Origin of the sequence: Pseudomonas fluorescens (genome assembly GCF_902497745.1) — a bacterium.
Taxonomy (GTDB): domain Bacteria; phylum Pseudomonadota; class Gammaproteobacteria; order Pseudomonadales; family Pseudomonadaceae; genus Aquipseudomonas; species Aquipseudomonas fluorescens_BM.
Window position 1 is genome coordinate 155,324 of record NZ_CABVHJ010000002.1, and the last position, 17,295, is coordinate 172,618.

The window sequence follows — 17,295 nt, forward strand, 5'->3', positions numbered from 1 at the left end:
TTGAGCGCTTAATCGGATATTCAGCGCAGAAGCACTGCAGCGTCGAACACAATGCCGACGGACGACCCAAGTCATCAAGGCGTTACATGAGTCTGAAAAATCTTGCTGATCACAGTCCACTTGCCATCAACTTTCAGCAGATGAAAAAAGTCGGTGAAGGCGATGCCGGACATATCGTTGGCGTCGATGCGAGCGCTAGCAGCAGTACCGACGATTTCTATGCGGGTGATCGCGGTCTTTGCGTCAGGGGATGGACGGAAGTCCTTATCTATCCCACTGAACAATATTGGAATCGCACCGCCCGCCAGCTTGCCGTCGCCATCGACACTGAACATGGTTGCTTGCTCACTGAAAGCGGGCTTCATGATGCTGCTTTTGGCCTGCTTGCAGCCCTCAATGTACTTGTTAAGTACCTCGGTAATGGCTTGGTATTCTTCCACGTAAGTCGGTTTGCTCATGTGCTTGCTCCTGCTTCATAGGATTAGTGCAACAAAGGCATCAGGCTTTGGTATCGAGCCAGACAGATCCATAACGCGTATAGGCTTTGGGAATCTCAATGATTTCTTTGAGATCATCTGCAGCAGTGCGAACCCAGAAAGGATCTCGGAGCATTTGCCGCCCCACGAACACCAGATCAGCTCGGCCGTTCTGCAAGATTTCTTCCGCCTGACGCCCAGTCTGGATCACACCCACAGCGCCTGTCGCAATATGCAACTCCTTTCGCAGTAATTCAGCGGCCGGGACCTGGTAACCCGGGTAGGTTTCGACCTTGACCATCTTGATCCCGCCGGAGCTGCAGTCGATCAAGTCAACGCCCTGCGCTTTCATCCAGCGACCATATTCGAGGAACGACTCGGGCGTGTTTCCGCCTTCGGCGTAATCAGAACTGGAGATGCGCACGAACAGAGGGCGATCTCCCCAGTGCGTTTTGACCTCTTCCAGCACCTCGCGCAGGAAGCGATAACGACGCTCGGCATCACCGCCATATTCGTCGTCGCGGGTGTTAGCCAACGGCGAGAGAAACTCACTTAACAAGTAGCCGTGCGCGGCATGGATCTCAAGCACATCGAAGCCAGCTTCGCTGGCGCGACGTGCGGCATCGCCGTAAAGCTTTACCAGAGACGGAATCTCATCAGCCGCGAGTTCGCGAGGAACAGGGCTGGTTTGCGTAAATGGAATCGCCGATGGCGCGATGTGAATCAGACCGGGCAGGTCAGCATTGCGCCCCGCATGGCCGATCTGAGCGCCGGCTTTTGCACCAAAACCGTGAAGCAATTCTGTTAGCGCCTTCAAGCCGACAACGTGCTCATCGCTCCAGATGCCAAGGTCACCGGCTCCAATACGACCGTCAGCCTGAATGGCCAGCGTTTCGGGAAAAATCAGTGCTGCCTGACCCAGGGCACGAGCTCCGTAATGAACGCGGTGCCAGTCAGTCACGAAGCCATCATCCGCCGCCATGTGCATGCACATAGGGGACATGACGACCCGGTTTTTCAGGGTGAGGCCCTTAATTTCATAGGGTGATAACAACAAACTCATCTGGCAGATTCCATCGTGGTGAACATGGAATCATGCTAACTTTTGCAGCACATCGACGTAAGTACGCACAATTTTGTGCGGTAGGCACACTTTTTATACCAAGGTGATAACAGTGAAAAAATGTAACCCTCAGGATGAGATTGAGGCTTTCGCGTGTCCCGTCGCCTTCACTGTTGATGTCATTGGTGGAAAATGGAAATCGCTCATACTTTTTCACCTGATGTCAGGCACGAAGCGCTTTAACGAGCTACGTCGGCTGATTCCAGATATCACGCAGAGGATGCTGACACTCCAGCTGAGAGAGCTGGAAACGGACGGGGTGATTCATCGCGAAATCTATCGCGAGGTGCCACCCAAAGTGGAGTATTCGCTTACAGCGTTAGGTGACTCACTCGCGCCATTGGTGAGTGCGATGCGAGAGTGGGGAGCAGTGCATGAACGCACGATCCTGGAACTCAGGCGCTCTGCCGTCTGTGACGACAAGTTGGAATCCCTGGCTTGAATCACGCCGATGTTGAGAGGTGGAGGGGGGATCAATGCGAAGTTTGATGCCCGCTTGGCGCAGGGTGAAACTGCACGAGCGAAATCCCCCGCGCGTGATGAGGCGAATTTTTGAGGTGGCACTGCCGTTACGAAAAATTCGGGCCGCCACCTTATTTCATGTCACGCCATCGGCTTCGGGCGTGGAGATACGCCGTCAAATCGCTGTAACCTAGTTGAGCTGCAATCTCCGTTAATGACTCTCCTTGCAATTCAAGATGCATTTCCAATTCTGCGCGAATCTGATCGAGCAATTGTCTGAAGGTTGTGCCTTGCTCTTCCAGCCGTCTGCGCAACGTCCTTGGCGTCTGGTGCAGCGACTTCGCCAGATTGTCCAGATTGGGAATTTCACGTCTCGCTAGAGATCGTCGCGCTCCTTCAGCAACCTTGGCTGACCAACCACTGAAATTCCGATGCGCGGCAATCCGTCGATCCAGTTCCTGCGTTAATAATTCCAACATCCCGTGATGACGGGTTTGCATTGGCAGGCTTAAGCTTCGAGGATGAAAATAGAAGCAGTTGATCGAGCAATCAAACTCGACTCGATCACCAAACCATTGGGTGTACTGCTTGTAATACGACGGACGCGAATGAGTGAACTTTGCCAAAATCGGCTGCACATTGTGTCCTGTACCTCGTCGTAATTGCGCTATGGACATCACCCCGTAGTGTTCGACGACATAGCGCGCCAACTCTCCTGGCGCATCAACGTTCAATTCGACTCCGGCGCCGTTTTCGTCATTAACCAACCTTACATTGTCTGTGTCCGAGGCAAGAGGTGCGTACCGGGCCCAAAGGTGCATGGCTGACAAAATATCTGGACTGTAAAGGCAAAGATAAGCCAAGACATGCCAGTCCTGGGGTGTGAATAGCGCGAACAATTTTAATCCGATCGCTGGATCGATACGTGCCGCCTCGCGCCACAGTTGATCCAGTTCGATCAGGTTGTAATCCGTACTTTTCCGGGCAACCTGGCTATTAAGGAAGCGCTCCAATACCTGGCCCAACCTGCCGCGATGAAAGCGTTGGGGTGGGCGGTTGGCCGGTTCTAGCTCAATTTTGTCCATTTCGCGCATTGGGAGGACTTGCTCGCAGGTTTCTAATGAAAGGGCATTGCCCGCAAGGGCCTAAATCGAGAGTGCCATGAATACAACAATGCTCGTCAATAACCCCGCTTTGATAGTAGCCGGGATTTTCCTCTCCTTCATTTTACTGGAACTTGCCTGCTCCTCGCTTCGTCAGCCGTCAGGTAGTAAACGTGACGTACTCATTGAAGTCATCGGCTCCGGAATATTAGTGATGGTCACATTCCCTTTAGTCATGTGGCTAAGTGGCATGATATTGAATCAGGCCATCCCGGAAATGAAGGGCGCGCTGTCCTCTATTCCATGGATCGCAGGATTTGCGTTGTTTCTACTGCTGGATGACATGACCCAATACTGGTGGCATCGACTGACTCATCGTATTCCTGCTCTTTATGCATTGCATCGCGCACATCATTCCGCGCCCTATATGAGCATTCGCATCGTCTATCGCAACAATAGTTTCTACTATCTCTTGATGCCGGGCATCTGGCTATCTGGCGTATTGATTTATCTGGGACTTGCACCCGTTTATTACGTCTATTTGATTATAAAAATGACTGTGATCTTCGCCGCACACAGCAGTGTTGCATGGGACGACAAACTTTATCGCATTCGCGCCTTACGGCCGATCATCTGGGTTCTTGAGCGAACCATCTCCACTCCATCCACTCATTCTGCGCATCACGGTTTGACTGCAGAGGATGGCGTGACTCACTACAAAGGCAATTTCGGTAATCTGTTATTTTTATGGGATGTGTTGTTCGGAACAGCCAAAATTACCCGTAGGCGTCCGCCAGCATACGGTATCGAACACTTGTCACCGATAAACTGGAAAGAGGAATTGTTCTGGCCAATCGTTCGCTCCCATCGCACGGCACCCAAGGTAAGTGAAGCTAAGCAGAAGGTCGCACAATGAGTCGTCATATCGTTCTGCTGTCTGGATCGAATAGATCCAACAGTCAATCAATCAAAGTTGCCCATTATCTGTGTGACCGGTTAGAAGCACTTGAGCTTTGTGACTCAAGCGAACTAATAGATCTGGCGTCGAGCCCGCTACCGCTGTGGCCAGAAGAAGACACTCAGAAAGCCTGGAGTGTCCAGCAATCCACCCTCAAAAAAGCAACAGCATTGATCGTGATCAGCCCTGAGTGGAATGGCATGGCTTGCCCGGCTCTGAAGAACTTCTTTTTGTACGCAGGGCTCAGCGAACTAGGACATAAGCCCGCGCTTCTGGTTGGCGTTTCGGCTGGACTTGGGGGAGCCTACCCAATTGCAGAGTTACGTGCTTCAAGCTATAAAAATAGCCGGATCCTGTATTTGCCTGAGCAACTGATTATAAGAAACGTTGAATCAATGTTTAACAGTGAGTGCCCTTCAAATGAAAATGATATGCGCATCCGCGCCCGTGCCGATTGGGCTTTGCATATTCTTTGCCAATACAGTGACGCCTTGCGTACGATACGAACTGCAATAAAACATCCTCCTGAGTTCTCTACGGGGATGTGAGATTGTCGCACCTCAACAAGTTAAAAATGCAACTGTTAAAGCTGAACATTAGTAGCTGCCGGTAAAAGTCAACTATTTTCAACTCAGCCCTGATCAAACCACAGTGGGCCGCAACTCCTGCGCCAGTTCAATCAGTGCGCGCAATCGCGCCGGCACGAAGCGATGGCCCGAGTAGTAGAGCCTCAACCCGCCAAACGACGGGCACCACGGCATCAACACCGGCACCAGGACGCCGCTCGCCAGTTCTTCCTGGATGAACCACTCGGAAATGAACCCAATGCCGAGGCCCGACACCACGGCCTGTTTGATGGCCAGCAACTCGTTGGACGCGAAGCATACCGGCAGATCCATCTGCAGTTTTTGACCATCGCACTCCAACTCCCACTGGTAGAGGCCACCATGGGCCATACGCATGCCGATGCTCCGGTGGGTGAGCAGATCTCGCGGATGCTCGGGCACGCCGTGGCGTTCGAGGTACTCGGGCGTGGCCACCACAAGCATCCGGATGTCACCTGAGAGTGCCACGGCAATCATGTCTTGCGGCACAGATTCTGCGAGGCGAATCCCGGCGTCGAAACCACCGGCGATAATGTCGACCATGCTTGATTCGCTGACGATGTCGATGCGGACTTCGGGATAGCGCTGAGCGTACTGCTTCAATAGCGGATCCACCAGCAGGCAGGCCGCGCCATGCGGTGCATTGATGCGCAATGTGCCGCTGGGTTCATCGGGGCCGACGCTGGCTTCTTCGCCGGCACTTTTGATCTGTTCCAACGCAGGGGCGATACGGGCCACATAGCGTTGGCCGATGTCGGTGAGGGCAACGCTGCGCGTGGAGCGATTGAACAGGCGCACTTTCAGGCGTGCTTCCAGGCCGGCAACCGCGCTGCTCACGGCGGTAGTGGACATCCCCAACTCCTGTGCTGCGCCGCGGAAACTGCTGCGGCGCGCCACGGCCAGTACCACTTCCAGCTCGGTCATTGCTGTTCTGCGCATGGATTGTCCTGAATATAAGGATGCTTCATCAGCCAGAGGATGGCTTATCGGAATAATGAACTCTTCTTAGACTTCATCACAGAGGCTCGATTCAGGCGAGCCATTTTGAGCGAGGAGTCGCCATGCAACGCATTGAACACATCTACATCAACGGCGAGTTCGTCATTCCACACGGTCAGGAATGGTTCGACCTTCATAACCCGAGCACCGAGAAAGTCATTGGTCAGGTTCAATTGGGCGATGCACTGGACGCACAGCGTGCGATCGCAGCCGCCAAGGCTGCGTTCCCGGCGTGGGCTCGTACAAGCAGGGAAGAACGAATTTCGGCATTGCAACGCATGCACCAGGCCGTGGCGGCAAAGGAGGAAGAGTTGCTGGAAGCCATCCTCACGGAATACGGCGCGCCTGCGGTTCGCGGTCGCTGGATGGCGACTTATCCGGCCGAGGTGATCGCGCAAGCAATCGAAGCACTGGAGGCATTCGATTTCGAGGAGCAGGTCGGCATGGCCAGGGTCATTCTGACGCCCGTGGGCGTGACCGGTCTGATCACACCCTGGAACAGCAATGCGGGCTTCATTTGCAACAAGCTGGCCACCGCGCTGGCGACCGGCTGCACCGCCGTCATCAAGCCTAGCGAGATGAGCGCGCTGCAGACGCAGGTGGTGGTCAGAGCGTTGCACGAGGCGGAGCTGCCACCGGGTGTATTCAACATCGTCAACGGGCGAGGCGATGTGGTTGGCGAGGAGATCGCCCGCCATCCCGACGTTGCCAAGATCTCGTTCACGGGTTCGTCCGCTATCGGCCAACATCTAGTCAAAACCGGTGCTGACACGATGAAGCGCGTGACGCTTGAACTCGGCGGCAAGTCGCCCACCGTGGTGCTTGACGATGCGGATTTCCAAGCCGTCATGCCGCTGGTGCTGCAAGCCGGATTTCTCAACAGCGGCCAGGCTTGCATCGCGGGCACTCGCATCCTCGTGCCGCGCCGCCGGCTGGCAGAGTTCGAGCGCATTGCGAAGGAGGGCGTCTCACAGATCCGATCGGGCGATCCACGTAACACCGACACCGACATCGGTCCGATGGTGAGCCAGAAACAATGGGAACGGGTGCAGCGCTACATCCGTACCGGCGAGGAAGAAGGCGCGAGGTTGCTGGCGGGTGGCGAAGGTCGCCCGGAAGGCTTGCATGCCGGATGGTTCGTGAAACCCACGATCTTCACTGATGCCAACAACCGGATGCGCATCGCGCGCGAGGAAATCTTCGGCCCCGTGCTGACGATCATCCCCTACGAGGACGACGCCGATGCGATCAGCATTGCCAACGATACGGACTATGGGCTGAGCGCCCTGGTGCTGGGAAAAAGCGCTGAACGTTGTGTGAATATCGCCCGTCAGATCGACGCGGGACGCGTGCTCATCAACACTCTGGCCCACGAACCACGTGCCCCTTTCGGTGGATTCAAGCATTCAGGCCTTGGGCGCGAAATGGGCAGGTGGGGGATGAGCGCGTATCTGGAGCCGAAGACGTTGATCAGCAATGACCCGGTGAAATGACTGGGTCAGGTTCCTGTCTCGGGGCACTGCATCCGTCGTCCGGGCTATCGGGCACATACTCAGGAGACATTTCATGGACTCATCATCGCCGCCAGTTTCGGATGGTTTTTTGCGTAATACCGCTCGGACTCAGCGTCATCATCCAGGAAGTGCCATATCTTTTTTGATCGCACGGAATACATGACGATAATCAGAAATACCCCGAGATAAAGCCACATCAAACTGGTCGCGCCGGATCTGGACATGATGGCGCCCGTCATAATGAATGAGACCGAGCTTCCTAGTTGACTGATCACTAACGTGGATGCCATCAGTCGCACGCGTACGCCGGAGGGGATCGACATGAGCCTCTTGTCCATTCCGACCATACCTATGCAAGCACTCGCCGCCCCGGCGAAAAACAGGCAAGTACTCAACTGCCAGATTTCGTCGGCTTGTGTCGCTGCACAGAGTGAAAACGTTAACAGTGTCCAGCATCCAAGATACTTGTTGCGCTGATTTTGCTTTCTGGTAATCAGCGGGCTTAAAAAGAACAAACCTGCGACGGCTCCACCCGCGAACACTGCATTGAACAAGCCCACGCTACCTTCAGCCAGACCGCGCGCGTGTATGAGCGCTGGAACCAGCATCGGTACGGTCGCTGTTACGGCCAAACCAAGCAGTAATCCGGAAAAGGTCAAAAATTGTTCTGGCGGTAGAACGCATTTGAGTTTAAGCCCCAAAAGCATGTCATTAACAAGATCGGCTGATGATTTTCCGGGTTGCAGGGCAGGGGCTGCACTCACCGGTAACACCATGGCTAAAACCACAATGAGCAATCCCACTATCGACACAAATAGCAGCGAGATTTCCAGTGAAGAAACCGTAATCACGATAGCCGCCAACAAAGGCCCAGCAACCCGGCCGACAGTAACAACGATGCGCCGGACGCGAAATGCAGCGTCCGTTCTATGTTTATCAACGGTTTCCGCAGGATAGATACCCAAGAGAGGCTGGATCATTCCAAATGCTGATGCAGCGATCACATCGATCACTATCAGTGCATGAAGGGAATACCAGTTTGCGGCAAAAAAGTAGCGCAATACGCTGGCCATCAAGATCGCAAAACAGCCTACCTTGAGCGCCGTGCTGCGGCGCATTGACTCAACACGCGGCGCCAGACACAACATTGAAATGATAGCCGCGAGCGCGAGCGCTGTTTCGTAGGCGGCCAGCTCCAGCAGGCTTCCTTGCTGCACGATGATCAGCGGTAGCGTGGTATTCCAGCAACCTAGGTAGATCCAAAGTAACAAGTCCAGGCAAAGATACTTTCGAAATGTACTCAAAGGGTGACTTCCTTGTTCCGCACCTTGTGTTTGGGATGTCATTCGCACGCGCCGAATTATCCGCAATACAACTGCGCAAATATCAGCTTATACCTGCGCTGACATCCGATGATTCTCCAGCAAGAAGTCCACGAATAACCGCACCCGCGCCGGCATCGCCGCGCCACCGACGAACACCGCATGAATCGGTTCCTGATCCCCCGGATTCCAGGCTTGCAACAGCGCAATCAGATCGCCGCGCTGCAGATCCTCGCTCACGCTGAACTCTCCGATACGGGCAATGCCGGCACCTACTCGCGCGAATTGTGCCAGCGCCTCGCCGCTGCTGCATTCGATGTTGCCGCTGACCTTCAGGGAAAACGCTTTGCCATCGCGGATGAATGGCCAGTTGGGTTCGGCACGCTTGAAATTGAAGCGCAGGCAGTTGTGCTGGAGCAGGTCTTCCGGTTCCTGCGGAACGCCGTGGCGCTGCAGATACTCGGGCGATGCCACCACGACCTGGCCGGTGGTGCCGATCCTGCGTGCGGTCAGCGGGCTGTCGGGCAGAAGGCCAAAGCGCACTGCGACGTCGGCTTGTCCGGCAAGAATGTCGACCACTTCGTCGCCGAGGGTGAGGTCGACGACGATGTTCGGGTAGCGGGCGCTGAAGGCTGCGACCAACGGTACGATGGCCAGGCGTCCATGGCCAAGAGCAGCACTGACCCGCAATCTTCCTCTGGGCACGCCCTGGTCGGCGATGGCTTCTTCGACCTCGTCCATGTCGGCGAGGATACGCCGGGCGCCGCGCAGGAACGCTTCGCCCTCGGCCGTGAAGGTGATCGCGCGGGTGGTGCGCAACAGCAGGCGAGTGCCAAGCCGTTGCTCGGTGCGCGCGATGATCCGACTGACTGCCGAGGGTGTCAGGCCCAGTGCACGCGCGGCAGCCGACAGACTGCCTTCCTGCGCCACGGTGGTGAACACACTCATTTCACCTGACCTGCCGTTGAAATCCACCACTTGTGCCTCCTACGCAAAGGTGATTGCCAAAAATGCTATCTACCGCCTGAAAAGACGGGATCGTAGCATTGGCGGCATAGATAAGGAGTTTTCCATGCGTATCAATCCACCACTTGTTGCACTCGCCATCGGTGCCTTCGGCATCGGCGTCACAGAATTCGCCCCCATGGGCATGTTGCCGGGAATCGCTGCGGATCTGGGCGTTTCCATTCCCGCTGCCGGTTTGCTGGTCAGTGCTTATGCGCTGGGCGTATTGCTCGGCGCGCCACTGATGACCCTGACCACCGGCAGGATTCCCCGGCGCTATCTGCTGATCGGGCTTATGGCGATTTTCACCTTGGGTAATCTGATGTCAGCCTTGGCCACCGATTACTACAGTCTCATGGTCGCCAGGGTCGTGACCTCACTGAACCACGGTGCCTTCTTTGGCGTTGGCTCCGTCGTCGCCGCCACCTTGGTCGCCCCGGAAAAACGTGCCGGGGCGGTTGCGGCGATGTTCATGGGTCTGACCCTGGCGACCATCGGCGGTGTGCCGCTGGCCGCCTGGTTTGGCGAACTGTTTGGTTGGCGCACCGCGTTCTGGGGGATTACCGGCCTCGGCGTGGTGACCATGGCCGCGTTGTGGTTCGCCTTGCCCAACGTGCGGGCGCCGCAAAGCGTCGGTGTCATGGCAGAAATTCGAGTGTTGGGGCGCGGCCCGGTGCTGGCCGCGCTGGCCCTGACCGTCGTCGGCTCGAGCGCGATGTTCACCGTCTTCACCTACATCGCGCCGATCCTCAGCAGCGAGACCCATGCGTCCACCGCCTTCATCACCGCCATGCTGATGCTTTACGGTGTCGGTTTGACGCTGGGCAACATGTGGGGCGGCAAGGCCGCTGACCGCTCGATAGATCGCACCCTGATCGTCTCGCTGAGCGTACTGATTGTCGTGTTGTTGGCGTTCACCGTACTGATGCGCTGGCCGCTGCCGGCGGCCGTGGCCATTCTGATCTGGGGTATCGCCAGCTTCGCCCTGGTGCCGCCACTACAGATGCGCGTTATGGAAGCGGCGAAGGACGCGCCCAATCTGGCCTCGGCGGTGAACATCGGCGCCTTCAACTTCGGCAACGCGATTGGTGCGGCGCTGGGCGGCGCGGTGATCAGCAGCGGGCTGGGTTATCCGGCGATCTCCCTGGCGGGCGCGGCAATGGCTGGCCTGGGGCTGCTGATGGTGTTGGGATTTGCGTGGCGTTCCAGGACGATTGAAGCCGCAGTGGTGTAACACGTTCAACAATGCTCGGCGAGTTGTCAGCCATTGATAGGGTGAGTAAGCTGCCCCCATGAATCAGCCATCCCTAACTGCCTCCTCGCCGAGCACTCGCGGCCCCGCCGAACACGACATTCGTGACCAGATTGTCGCCGCGGCCAACGAGCACTTCAGCCAATACGGCTACGGTAAAACCACGGTTTCCGACCTGGCCAAAGCCATCGGTTTTTCCAAGGCGTACATCTATAAATTCTTTGATTCCAAGCAGGCAATTGGCGAGGCGATTTGCGCCAACTGCCTGGGCCAGATCGCTGCTGCAGTCGAACTAGCGGTTAACGCAGAAGCGCTTTCAGCGACCGAGCGTTTGCGCAGGTTGGTCAAGACCGTGATCGCCACGGGTGTGGATCTGTTCTTCAACGATCGCAAGCTCTACGACATCGCGGCGTTTTCCGCATCGGAGCGCTGGAACAGCGCCCAGGTGTATGAGGCGCAGATCAAGGCCTTTATCCTCGATATCGTGCGTCAAGGTCGAGAGGCGGGGGAGTTCGAGCGCAAGACGCCGCTGGACGAGACCGTCGAGGCGATCAATCTGGCGTTGCGGCCTTTCGTCAATCCGCTGCTGTTGCAACACAATCTGGATTTGATCGAACAAGCGCCCACGCTGACCACCAATCTCATCCTGCGCAGCCTCATGCCTTGACCCATCGCTGAGCAAGGTTTTCAGGCGATTCGAGTCAAACGACATCCCCTCATTACGTTTCCTGCCCACCGGCACATCAGTGCCGGGAGGGCATTGAATTTAGTCTTATGTGACCATTGACTGAATCGGTCACGTGGATAATATGGTTTCGCTGTAGTGCTCGATGTTCTATTCCAGTGATCTCCATAGAGTCCAATAATGAAAAAAACAATGCTCAAGAGCCCCGTGGGCCTGGCCTTCGTGCTTGCGTCTTCCAATGTGTTTGCCGGTGGCTTTGCACTCAACGAACAAAGCATCAGCGGGATGGGCTCCGGTTTTGCCGGGCGCTCTTCTTCAGCCGAAGACGCCAGTACGATCTACGGCAACCCGGCGGGCATGGCGCGGCTTAAACGAGAGCAGGTCAGCGTGGGCGCGGCGACGCTGTTCGCCAAGTCGGATATCAGCCGGACGCGCAGTACGTTCGGCGGCAATGAAGATGGCGACATGGTGCCAACGACCACCGTACCGATGGGGTATTACGTCAAACCGATTGATGACCACTGGGCATTCGGCGTCGGATTTTATGTACCGTTCGGGCTGATCACCGACTACGGCAGTGGTTTTGCCGGGCGCTATTACGCCAACAAGAGCGAAGTCACCACGCTGACTTTCCAACCGACCATCAGCTACGCCTTTAACGAAAAAGTCTCGATCGGCTTTGGTCCGACCATCAACCGTATCAGCGGCGAGATATCCGGCATGGTCCCCAATCCACTCAGCCCGGGGCGTAATGACGGCAAGCTCAAAAGCACGGGCGATGATACCGCGCTGGGCTTCAACGCCGGTGTGCTGGTGCAGGCGACAGACCAGACCCGCCTGGGGCTGACCTATCACTCCAAAGTCAGTTACCACCTGGATGCGAAAACCAAGGTCACCGATGGCATCTTCAGCGTGCTGGGCGTCAGCGGCCGCAGCTATGACGCCTCGCTGGACGTTGACACGCCCGAGTCGGTGGACTTTTCGGTCACGCATCAATTCAATAACGACTGGACGCTTTATGTCGGCAGTACCTGGACGCGCTGGAGCCGTTTCAAGGAGCTGACGATCGAGAACAGTGGCTTGCCGCCGTTGCTGAGTGGCCAATTGGGAACGATCAGCGAAGAGCAGAACTGGCACGACACCTGGGCTCACGCGATCGGTGCGGCCTATCAACTGAATAACCAATGGGTGCTTCGTGCCGGTTTTTCGGTTGATCAGTCACCGGCCAACAACACCAATCGGGGGCCGCGCATTCCGACGGGCGACCGCAAGGTGCTCAGCTTCGGTGCCGGCTGGACGCCGGTGGAAAATGTCACGATCGACCTGGCTTATTCCTACCTTTGGGAGGAGAGCGTCGAGGTTAACGACACCTCGGCATCGAGAGGTGCCTACAGTGCCAGATACAAGAACAGTGCGAGCGGGCTTGGGACTTCTGTGAGCTACCGTTTTTAGTCGGGCCTGTCAGTCGATCCGTAGTCCGATGTTGCTGATGGCCAGGATGCAGTCATTTCTCAAATAGTGACTATTGACGATATTGGTCACAGGACTGAGAATATGATGATCATCCTATTCCTCAGTAAGGGAATCTATGCGCCGGCTCCGACCTTTCCCCATTGCCGCATGCTTGCTGCCTCTCGCCCTGAGCGCCTGTGGCGAATCTTCAAGCGTTGCAGATCCCCGTACACAGGCGCCGCTGGTCAGATCCGCTGTGGTTCAAGCGTCACCCGATGTCGCTCGTTCTTTCACGGGCGTCGTGGCGGCGCGCGTTCAGGGCGACTTGGGTTTTCGCGTATCGGGCAAAGTGCTCGAACGTCTGGTTGATACGGGGGAGGTCGTCAAGCGAGGGCAGCCGCTGATGCGTCTCGACCCGATTGATCTTGGGCTGCAAGCGCGGGCGCAGCAGGCGGCGGTCATCGCTGCTCGCGCCAGCGCCAAACAGACCGCCGACGATGAGGCTCGCTATCGCAAACTGGTCGGCGTTGGCGCCATTTCGGCATCAGCCTACGATCAGTTCAGAGCCGCCGCAGAGACTGCAAAAGCGCAGCTCAACGCCGCGCAAGCGCAAGCCGATGTAGCGCGCAATACCTCGGGTTATGCGTTGCTGGTCGCTGATGCGGACGGCGTGGTGGTGGAAACACTCGCTGAACCGGGACAAGTCGTCAGTCCGGGACAACCGGTGGTTCGACTGGCCCGTGCAGGTCAGCGCGAAGCCATCGTGCATCTGCCCGAAACCCTGCGTCCGGCCGCCGGTTCCACCGCACAAGCCAGCCTCTACGGGGTCAATTCAGCGGCGGTTACGGCAAAGCTGCGGCTGCTTTCGGACTCCGCAGACCGCACGACGCGCACATTCGAAGCGCGCTATGTGCTCGAGGGACCGCTGGCCAACGCACCGATCGGTGCGACCGTGACCCTCAGCATTGCCGAGGGCGCCTCCCAGACACAGGCGTTACAAGTCCCCATCGGAGCCGTTTACGACCCCGGCAAAGGCCCCGGGGTGTGGGCCATATCTGGATCACCGGCAACAGTGACCTGGCGGGCGGTTAAGGTGCTGGGGTTGAGCGATGATTCGGCGCGCATCGCCGGCGACCTCGCTGCCGGTGAGCAGGTTGTAGCGTTGGGCGCCCATCTGCTGCGCGATGGCGAAGAAGTGCGATTGCCGCAGCAGAGCGCAGCCAGCGTTGCCGGGAGTCGTCCATGAGCCACGGGCGATTCAACCTGTCCGCCATCGCCGTGCGCGAGCGCGCGATCACGGTGTTCCTGATTTTTCTGATCGCTGTTGCAGGGACGTTGTCGTTCTTTCAACTGGGACGTGCGGAAGATCCACCGTTTACGGTCAAGCAGTTGACCGTGATTACCGCGTGGCCCGGTGCGACGGCGCAAGAGATGCAGGATCAGGTCGCCGAACCGCTTGAAAAGCGCTTGCAAGAACTCAAGTGGTACGACCGCTCGGAAACCTACACTCGCCCTGGACTCGCGTTCACGATGGTGTCGTTGCTCGATAGCACGCCGCCGTCGCAAGTGCAGGAAGAGTTCTACCAAGCACGGAAGAAACTCCACGATGAAGCCATCAGGCTGCCGGCCGGTGTGATCGGGCCGATGGTCAACGATGAGTTTTCCGACGTGACCTTCGCGCTGTTCGCCTTGAAAGCCAAAGGCGAGCCGCAGCGCTTGCTGGTGCGTGATGCCGAAGCCATGCGCCAGCGTCTGCTGCACGTGCCGGGGGTGAAGAAGGTCAACATCATCGGTGAGCAAGCCGAGCGCATCTACGTTTCGTTTTCCCATGATCGGTTGGCGACCCTCGGCCTGTCACCGCAGGACATCTTCGCCGCGCTCAACAGTCAGAACGTGCTGACGCCCGCCGGCTCCATCGAAACCAACGGGCCACAGGTGTTTCTGCGTCTCGACGGTGCTTTCGACAAGGTGCAGAAAATTCGCGACACACCGGTCTCCGTGCAGGGCCGCACGCTCAAGCTCTCTGATGTGGCAACGGTTGAACGCGGTTATGAGGACCCGGCCACCTTTGTCGTGCGCAATAACGGCGAAGAGGCGCTGCTGCTGGGCGTGGTGATGCGCGAGGGCTGGAACGGTCTGGATCTGGGCAAGGCGCTGGATGCGGAGACCGCGCGGATTAATGCGGAAATGCCATTGGGCATGACCCTCGCCAAAGTCACCGACCAGGCGGTCAATATCGACTCGGCGGTCGGCGAGTTCATGGTCAAGTTTTTTGTCGCGCTGCTGGTGGTCATGCTCGTGTGCTTTCTGAGTATGGGCTGGCGAGTAGGCGTGGTGGTCGCCGCCGCAGTGCCGTTGACCCTGGCGATCGTGTTCGTGGTGATGGCCGCCACCGGCAAGAACTTTGATCGCATCACCCTCGGCTCATTGATCCTCGCGCTGGGGCTGTTGGTCGATGATGCGATCATCGCCATTGAAATGATGGTGGTGAAAATGGAGGAGGGCTACGATCGCATCAAAGCGTCCGCCTACGCGTGGAGCCATACGGCGGCACCGATGCTGTCCGGTACGCTGGTGACCGCAATCGGTTTCTTGCCGAACGGTTTTGCCCAGTCCACTGCCGGCGAGTACACCAGCAACATGTTCTGGATTGTCGGCATCGCACTGATCGCGTCCTGGGTCGTCGCGGTGGCGTTCACCCCGTATCTGGGCGTGAAGTTGTTACCGGACATCAAGAAGGTCGAAGGCGGCCACGCGGCGATCTACAACACGCCGAATTACAACCGTTTCCGCCGGCTGCTGACCGCGGTGATTGCTCGCAAGTGGCTGGTGGCAGGTACGGTGGTCACGCTGTTTTTCGTCGCCGTGCCAGGCATGGGCTTGGTGAAGAAGCAGTTCTTTCCGACCTCTGACCGCCCCGAGGTGATGATCGAAGTGCAGATGCCCTACGGCACCTCGATCGAGCAGACCAGCGCCACGGCCGCCAAGGTCGAGGACTGGTTGCACAAGCAGGAGGAGGCAAAAATCGTCACGGCCTATATCGGCCAGGGTGCGCCGCGTTTCTTCCTGGCGATGGCGCCGGAATTACCCGACCCCTCGTTTGCCAAAATCGTCGTGCTGACAGAGAGTCAGGAAGCACGCGAAACCCTCAAGTTCCGGCTGCGCGAAGCGGTTGCAGAAGGCCTCGCGCCGGAGGCCCGTGTCAGGGCCACGCAAATTGTCTTTGGCCCTTATTCGCCGTTTCCGGTTGCCTACCGGGTGATGGGCCCTGATCCGGCGAAGTTACGCGAAATCGCCGAGCAAGTCCGCGGCGTGCTGCAAGACAGCCCGATGATGAGAACGGTGAACACTGACTGGGGGCCGCTGACCCCGACATTGCATTTCAGTCTCGATCAGGACCGTCTGCAGGCGGTGGGGCTGACCTCCAATGCGGTTGCCCAGCAACTGCAGTTCCTGCTGAGCGGAGTGCCGATCACGGCGGTTCGCGAGGATATTCGTTCTGTGCAGGTTGTGGGGCGTGCGGCGGGCAATATCAGGCTCGACCCGGCGCAGATCAAAGGCTTCACCCTGGTCGGTGCGGCGGGACAACGCATCCCGTTGTCGCAGATCGGCGAGGTCGATGTACGCATGGAAGATCCGATTCTGCGGCGCCGTGACCGCACGCCGACCATCACCGTGCGTGGCGACATTGCCGAAGGCTTGCAGCCACCGGATGTTTCGGGCGTGATCCTCAAGCAGCTGCAGCCGATCATCGAAAAACTGCCGTCCGGTTACCGGATCGAGCAGGCGGGCGCCATCGAGGAGTCCGGCAAGGCGGGCAAGGCGATCCTGCCTTTGCTGCCGATCATGATCGCCATGACGTTGCTGATCATCATGGTGCAGGTGCGTTCGATCGCGGCGATGATCATGGTCTTCCTCACCTCGCCATTAGGTTTGATAGGTGTGGTGCCGACGTTGCTGATCTTCAATCAGCCGTTTGGCATCAATGCGCTGGTCGGGTTGATTGCGCTGTCGGGGATCCTGATGCGCAATACGCTGATTCTGATCGGGCAAATCCATCACAACACGCTGGAAGGGCTGGACCCGTTCCATGCCGTGGTCGAAGCCACGGTGCAACGTGCGCGACCGGTTCTGTTAACGGCGCTGGCGGCGATCCTGGCGTTTATTCCCCTGACACACTCGGTGTTCTGGGGCACGCTGGCCTACACCCTGATCGGCGGCACCTTCGTCGGCACCATCATGACGCTGGTGTTCCTGCCGGCGATGTATTCGATCTGGTTCAAGATCCGCCCTGAGCATAAGGCTCAGACTGAAAGAGTCAGACTGGCCTGAAATCGAG

The 17,295-nt window shown here is 57.5% G+C and carries 15 protein-coding genes; 9 read left to right on the top strand and 6 right to left on the bottom strand.

Annotated features, from left to right (window positions below):
• Positions 1–74 precede the first annotated feature (74 nt).
• The gene (locus tag F8N44_RS03415; RefSeq protein WP_150649312.1) at positions 75–458 is read right to left on the bottom strand and encodes a nuclear transport factor 2 family protein; all 384 of its coding nucleotides are present in this window, start codon (positions 456–458) and stop codon (positions 75–77) included.
• Between the two features lie 40 nt (positions 459–498).
• The gene (gene namA / locus F8N44_RS03420; RefSeq protein ID WP_150649313.1) at positions 499–1,539 is read right to left on the bottom strand and encodes an NADPH dehydrogenase NamA; all 1,041 of its coding nucleotides are present in this window, start codon (positions 1,537–1,539) and stop codon (positions 499–501) included.
• A gap of 112 nt (positions 1,540–1,651) precedes the next feature.
• Between namA and F8N44_RS03425 the strand changes: the two genes are divergently transcribed.
• A complete protein-coding gene (locus F8N44_RS03425; protein ID WP_093431515.1) occupies positions 1,652–2,041 on the top strand; it encodes a winged helix-turn-helix transcriptional regulator in 390 nt (129 codons plus the stop codon).
• A 151-nt stretch (positions 2,042–2,192) separates the two neighbouring features.
• On the opposite strand, the gene F8N44_RS03430 is transcribed toward F8N44_RS03425, so the two are convergent.
• Entirely contained in the window at positions 2,193–3,155 is a 963-nt protein-coding gene (locus F8N44_RS03430) for an AraC family transcriptional regulator (RefSeq protein WP_150649314.1), read from the bottom strand.
• A 67-nt stretch (positions 3,156–3,222) separates the two neighbouring features.
• Between F8N44_RS03430 and F8N44_RS03435 the strand changes: the two genes are divergently transcribed.
• Together F8N44_RS03435 and F8N44_RS03440 are read left to right on the top strand one after the other, a co-directional pair.
• Positions 3,223–4,080: a sterol desaturase family protein gene (locus F8N44_RS03435; protein ID WP_150649315.1), complete on the top strand. Its 858-nt coding sequence runs from the start codon at positions 3,223–3,225 to the stop codon at positions 4,078–4,080.
• Positions 4,077–4,670 carry an NADPH-dependent FMN reductase gene (locus tag F8N44_RS03440; protein ID WP_150649316.1) on the top strand — a complete coding sequence of 198 codons (594 nt, stop codon included), beginning with the start codon at positions 4,077–4,079 and terminating at the stop codon, positions 4,668–4,670. The genes F8N44_RS03435 and F8N44_RS03440 overlap by 4 nt, the downstream gene beginning before the upstream one ends.
• A 93-nt stretch (positions 4,671–4,763) precedes the next feature.
• On the opposite strand, the gene F8N44_RS03445 is transcribed toward F8N44_RS03440, so the two are convergent.
• A complete protein-coding gene (locus F8N44_RS03445; protein ID WP_191630850.1) occupies positions 4,764–5,666 on the bottom strand; it encodes a LysR family transcriptional regulator in 903 nt (300 codons plus the stop codon).
• A gap of 122 nt (positions 5,667–5,788) precedes the next feature.
• Here F8N44_RS03445 and F8N44_RS03450 point away from each other — a divergent pair, with 122 nt between their 5' ends.
• A complete protein-coding gene (locus tag F8N44_RS03450; RefSeq protein ID WP_150649317.1) occupies positions 5,789–7,219 on the top strand; it encodes an aldehyde dehydrogenase family protein in 1,431 nt (476 codons plus the stop codon).
• Between the two features lie 71 nt (positions 7,220–7,290).
• Here the strand turns inward: F8N44_RS03450 and F8N44_RS03455 are convergent, their stop codons facing one another.
• Together F8N44_RS03455 and F8N44_RS03460 are read right to left on the bottom strand one after the other, a co-directional pair.
• Positions 7,291–8,544: an MFS transporter gene (locus F8N44_RS03455; protein ID WP_150649318.1), complete on the bottom strand. Its 1,254-nt coding sequence runs from the start codon at positions 8,542–8,544 to the stop codon at positions 7,291–7,293.
• 87 nt (positions 8,545–8,631) lie between these two features.
• The gene (locus F8N44_RS03460; RefSeq protein ID WP_150649319.1) at positions 8,632–9,537 is read right to left on the bottom strand and encodes a LysR family transcriptional regulator; all 906 of its coding nucleotides are present in this window, start codon (positions 9,535–9,537) and stop codon (positions 8,632–8,634) included.
• A 97-nt stretch (positions 9,538–9,634) separates the two neighbouring features.
• Here F8N44_RS03460 and F8N44_RS03465 point away from each other — a divergent pair, with 97 nt between their 5' ends.
• From F8N44_RS03465 to F8N44_RS03485, 5 genes are all read left to right on the top strand, one after another.
• Positions 9,635–10,801, top strand: a complete 1,167-nt coding sequence (locus tag F8N44_RS03465) for an MFS transporter (protein ID WP_150649320.1) — start codon at positions 9,635–9,637, stop codon at positions 10,799–10,801.
• Positions 10,802–10,859: 58 nt separating this feature from the next.
• Positions 10,860–11,486, top strand: a complete 627-nt coding sequence (locus F8N44_RS03470; RefSeq protein ID WP_077572915.1) for a TetR/AcrR family transcriptional regulator — start codon at positions 10,860–10,862, stop codon at positions 11,484–11,486.
• Between the two features lie 198 nt (positions 11,487–11,684).
• Positions 11,685–12,956 carry an OmpP1/FadL family transporter gene (locus F8N44_RS03475; RefSeq protein ID WP_150649321.1) on the top strand — a complete coding sequence of 424 codons (1,272 nt, stop codon included), beginning with the start codon at positions 11,685–11,687 and terminating at the stop codon, positions 12,954–12,956.
• 136 nt (positions 12,957–13,092) lie between these two features.
• Complete coding sequence (locus tag F8N44_RS03480; RefSeq protein ID WP_150649322.1) at positions 13,093–14,202, top strand: efflux RND transporter periplasmic adaptor subunit; 1,110 nt, start codon at positions 13,093–13,095, stop codon at positions 14,200–14,202.
• Positions 14,199–17,288: an efflux RND transporter permease subunit gene (locus tag F8N44_RS03485; RefSeq protein ID WP_150649323.1), complete on the top strand. Its 3,090-nt coding sequence runs from the start codon at positions 14,199–14,201 to the stop codon at positions 17,286–17,288. Before F8N44_RS03480 ends, F8N44_RS03485 begins: the two co-directional genes overlap by 4 nt.
• The last annotated feature ends 7 nt before the right edge of the window (positions 17,289–17,295 follow it).

What these genes read in the sequence shown, in the direction of transcription:
- F8N44_RS03430 (WP_150649314.1), bottom strand. Translation starts at nt 3,155, where the DNA reads ATGCGCGAAATGGACAAAATTGAGCTAGAACCGGCCAACCGCCCACCC.
- F8N44_RS03475 (WP_150649321.1), top strand. Translation starts at nt 11,685, where the DNA reads ATGAAAAAAACAATGCTCAAGAGCCCCGTGGGCCTGGCCTTCGTGCTT.
- F8N44_RS03465 (WP_150649320.1), top strand. Translation starts at nt 9,635, where the DNA reads ATGCGTATCAATCCACCACTTGTTGCACTCGCCATCGGTGCCTTCGGC.
- F8N44_RS03470 (WP_077572915.1), top strand. Translation starts at nt 10,860, where the DNA reads ATGAATCAGCCATCCCTAACTGCCTCCTCGCCGAGCACTCGCGGCCCC.
- F8N44_RS03445 (WP_191630850.1), bottom strand. Translation starts at nt 5,666, where the DNA reads ATGCGCAGAACAGCAATGACCGAGCTGGAAGTGGTACTGGCCGTGGCG.
- F8N44_RS03480 (WP_150649322.1), top strand. Translation starts at nt 13,093, where the DNA reads ATGCGCCGGCTCCGACCTTTCCCCATTGCCGCATGCTTGCTGCCTCTC.
- F8N44_RS03485 (WP_150649323.1), top strand. Translation starts at nt 14,199, where the DNA reads ATGAGCCACGGGCGATTCAACCTGTCCGCCATCGCCGTGCGCGAGCGC.
- F8N44_RS03440 (WP_150649316.1), top strand. Translation starts at nt 4,077, where the DNA reads ATGAGTCGTCATATCGTTCTGCTGTCTGGATCGAATAGATCCAACAGT.
- namA (WP_150649313.1), bottom strand. Translation starts at nt 1,539, where the DNA reads ATGAGTTTGTTGTTATCACCCTATGAAATTAAGGGCCTCACCCTGAAA.
- F8N44_RS03450 (WP_150649317.1), top strand. Translation starts at nt 5,789, where the DNA reads ATGCAACGCATTGAACACATCTACATCAACGGCGAGTTCGTCATTCCA.
- F8N44_RS03415 (WP_150649312.1), bottom strand. Translation starts at nt 458, where the DNA reads ATGAGCAAACCGACTTACGTGGAAGAATACCAAGCCATTACCGAGGTA.
- F8N44_RS03435 (WP_150649315.1), top strand. Translation starts at nt 3,223, where the DNA reads ATGAATACAACAATGCTCGTCAATAACCCCGCTTTGATAGTAGCCGGG.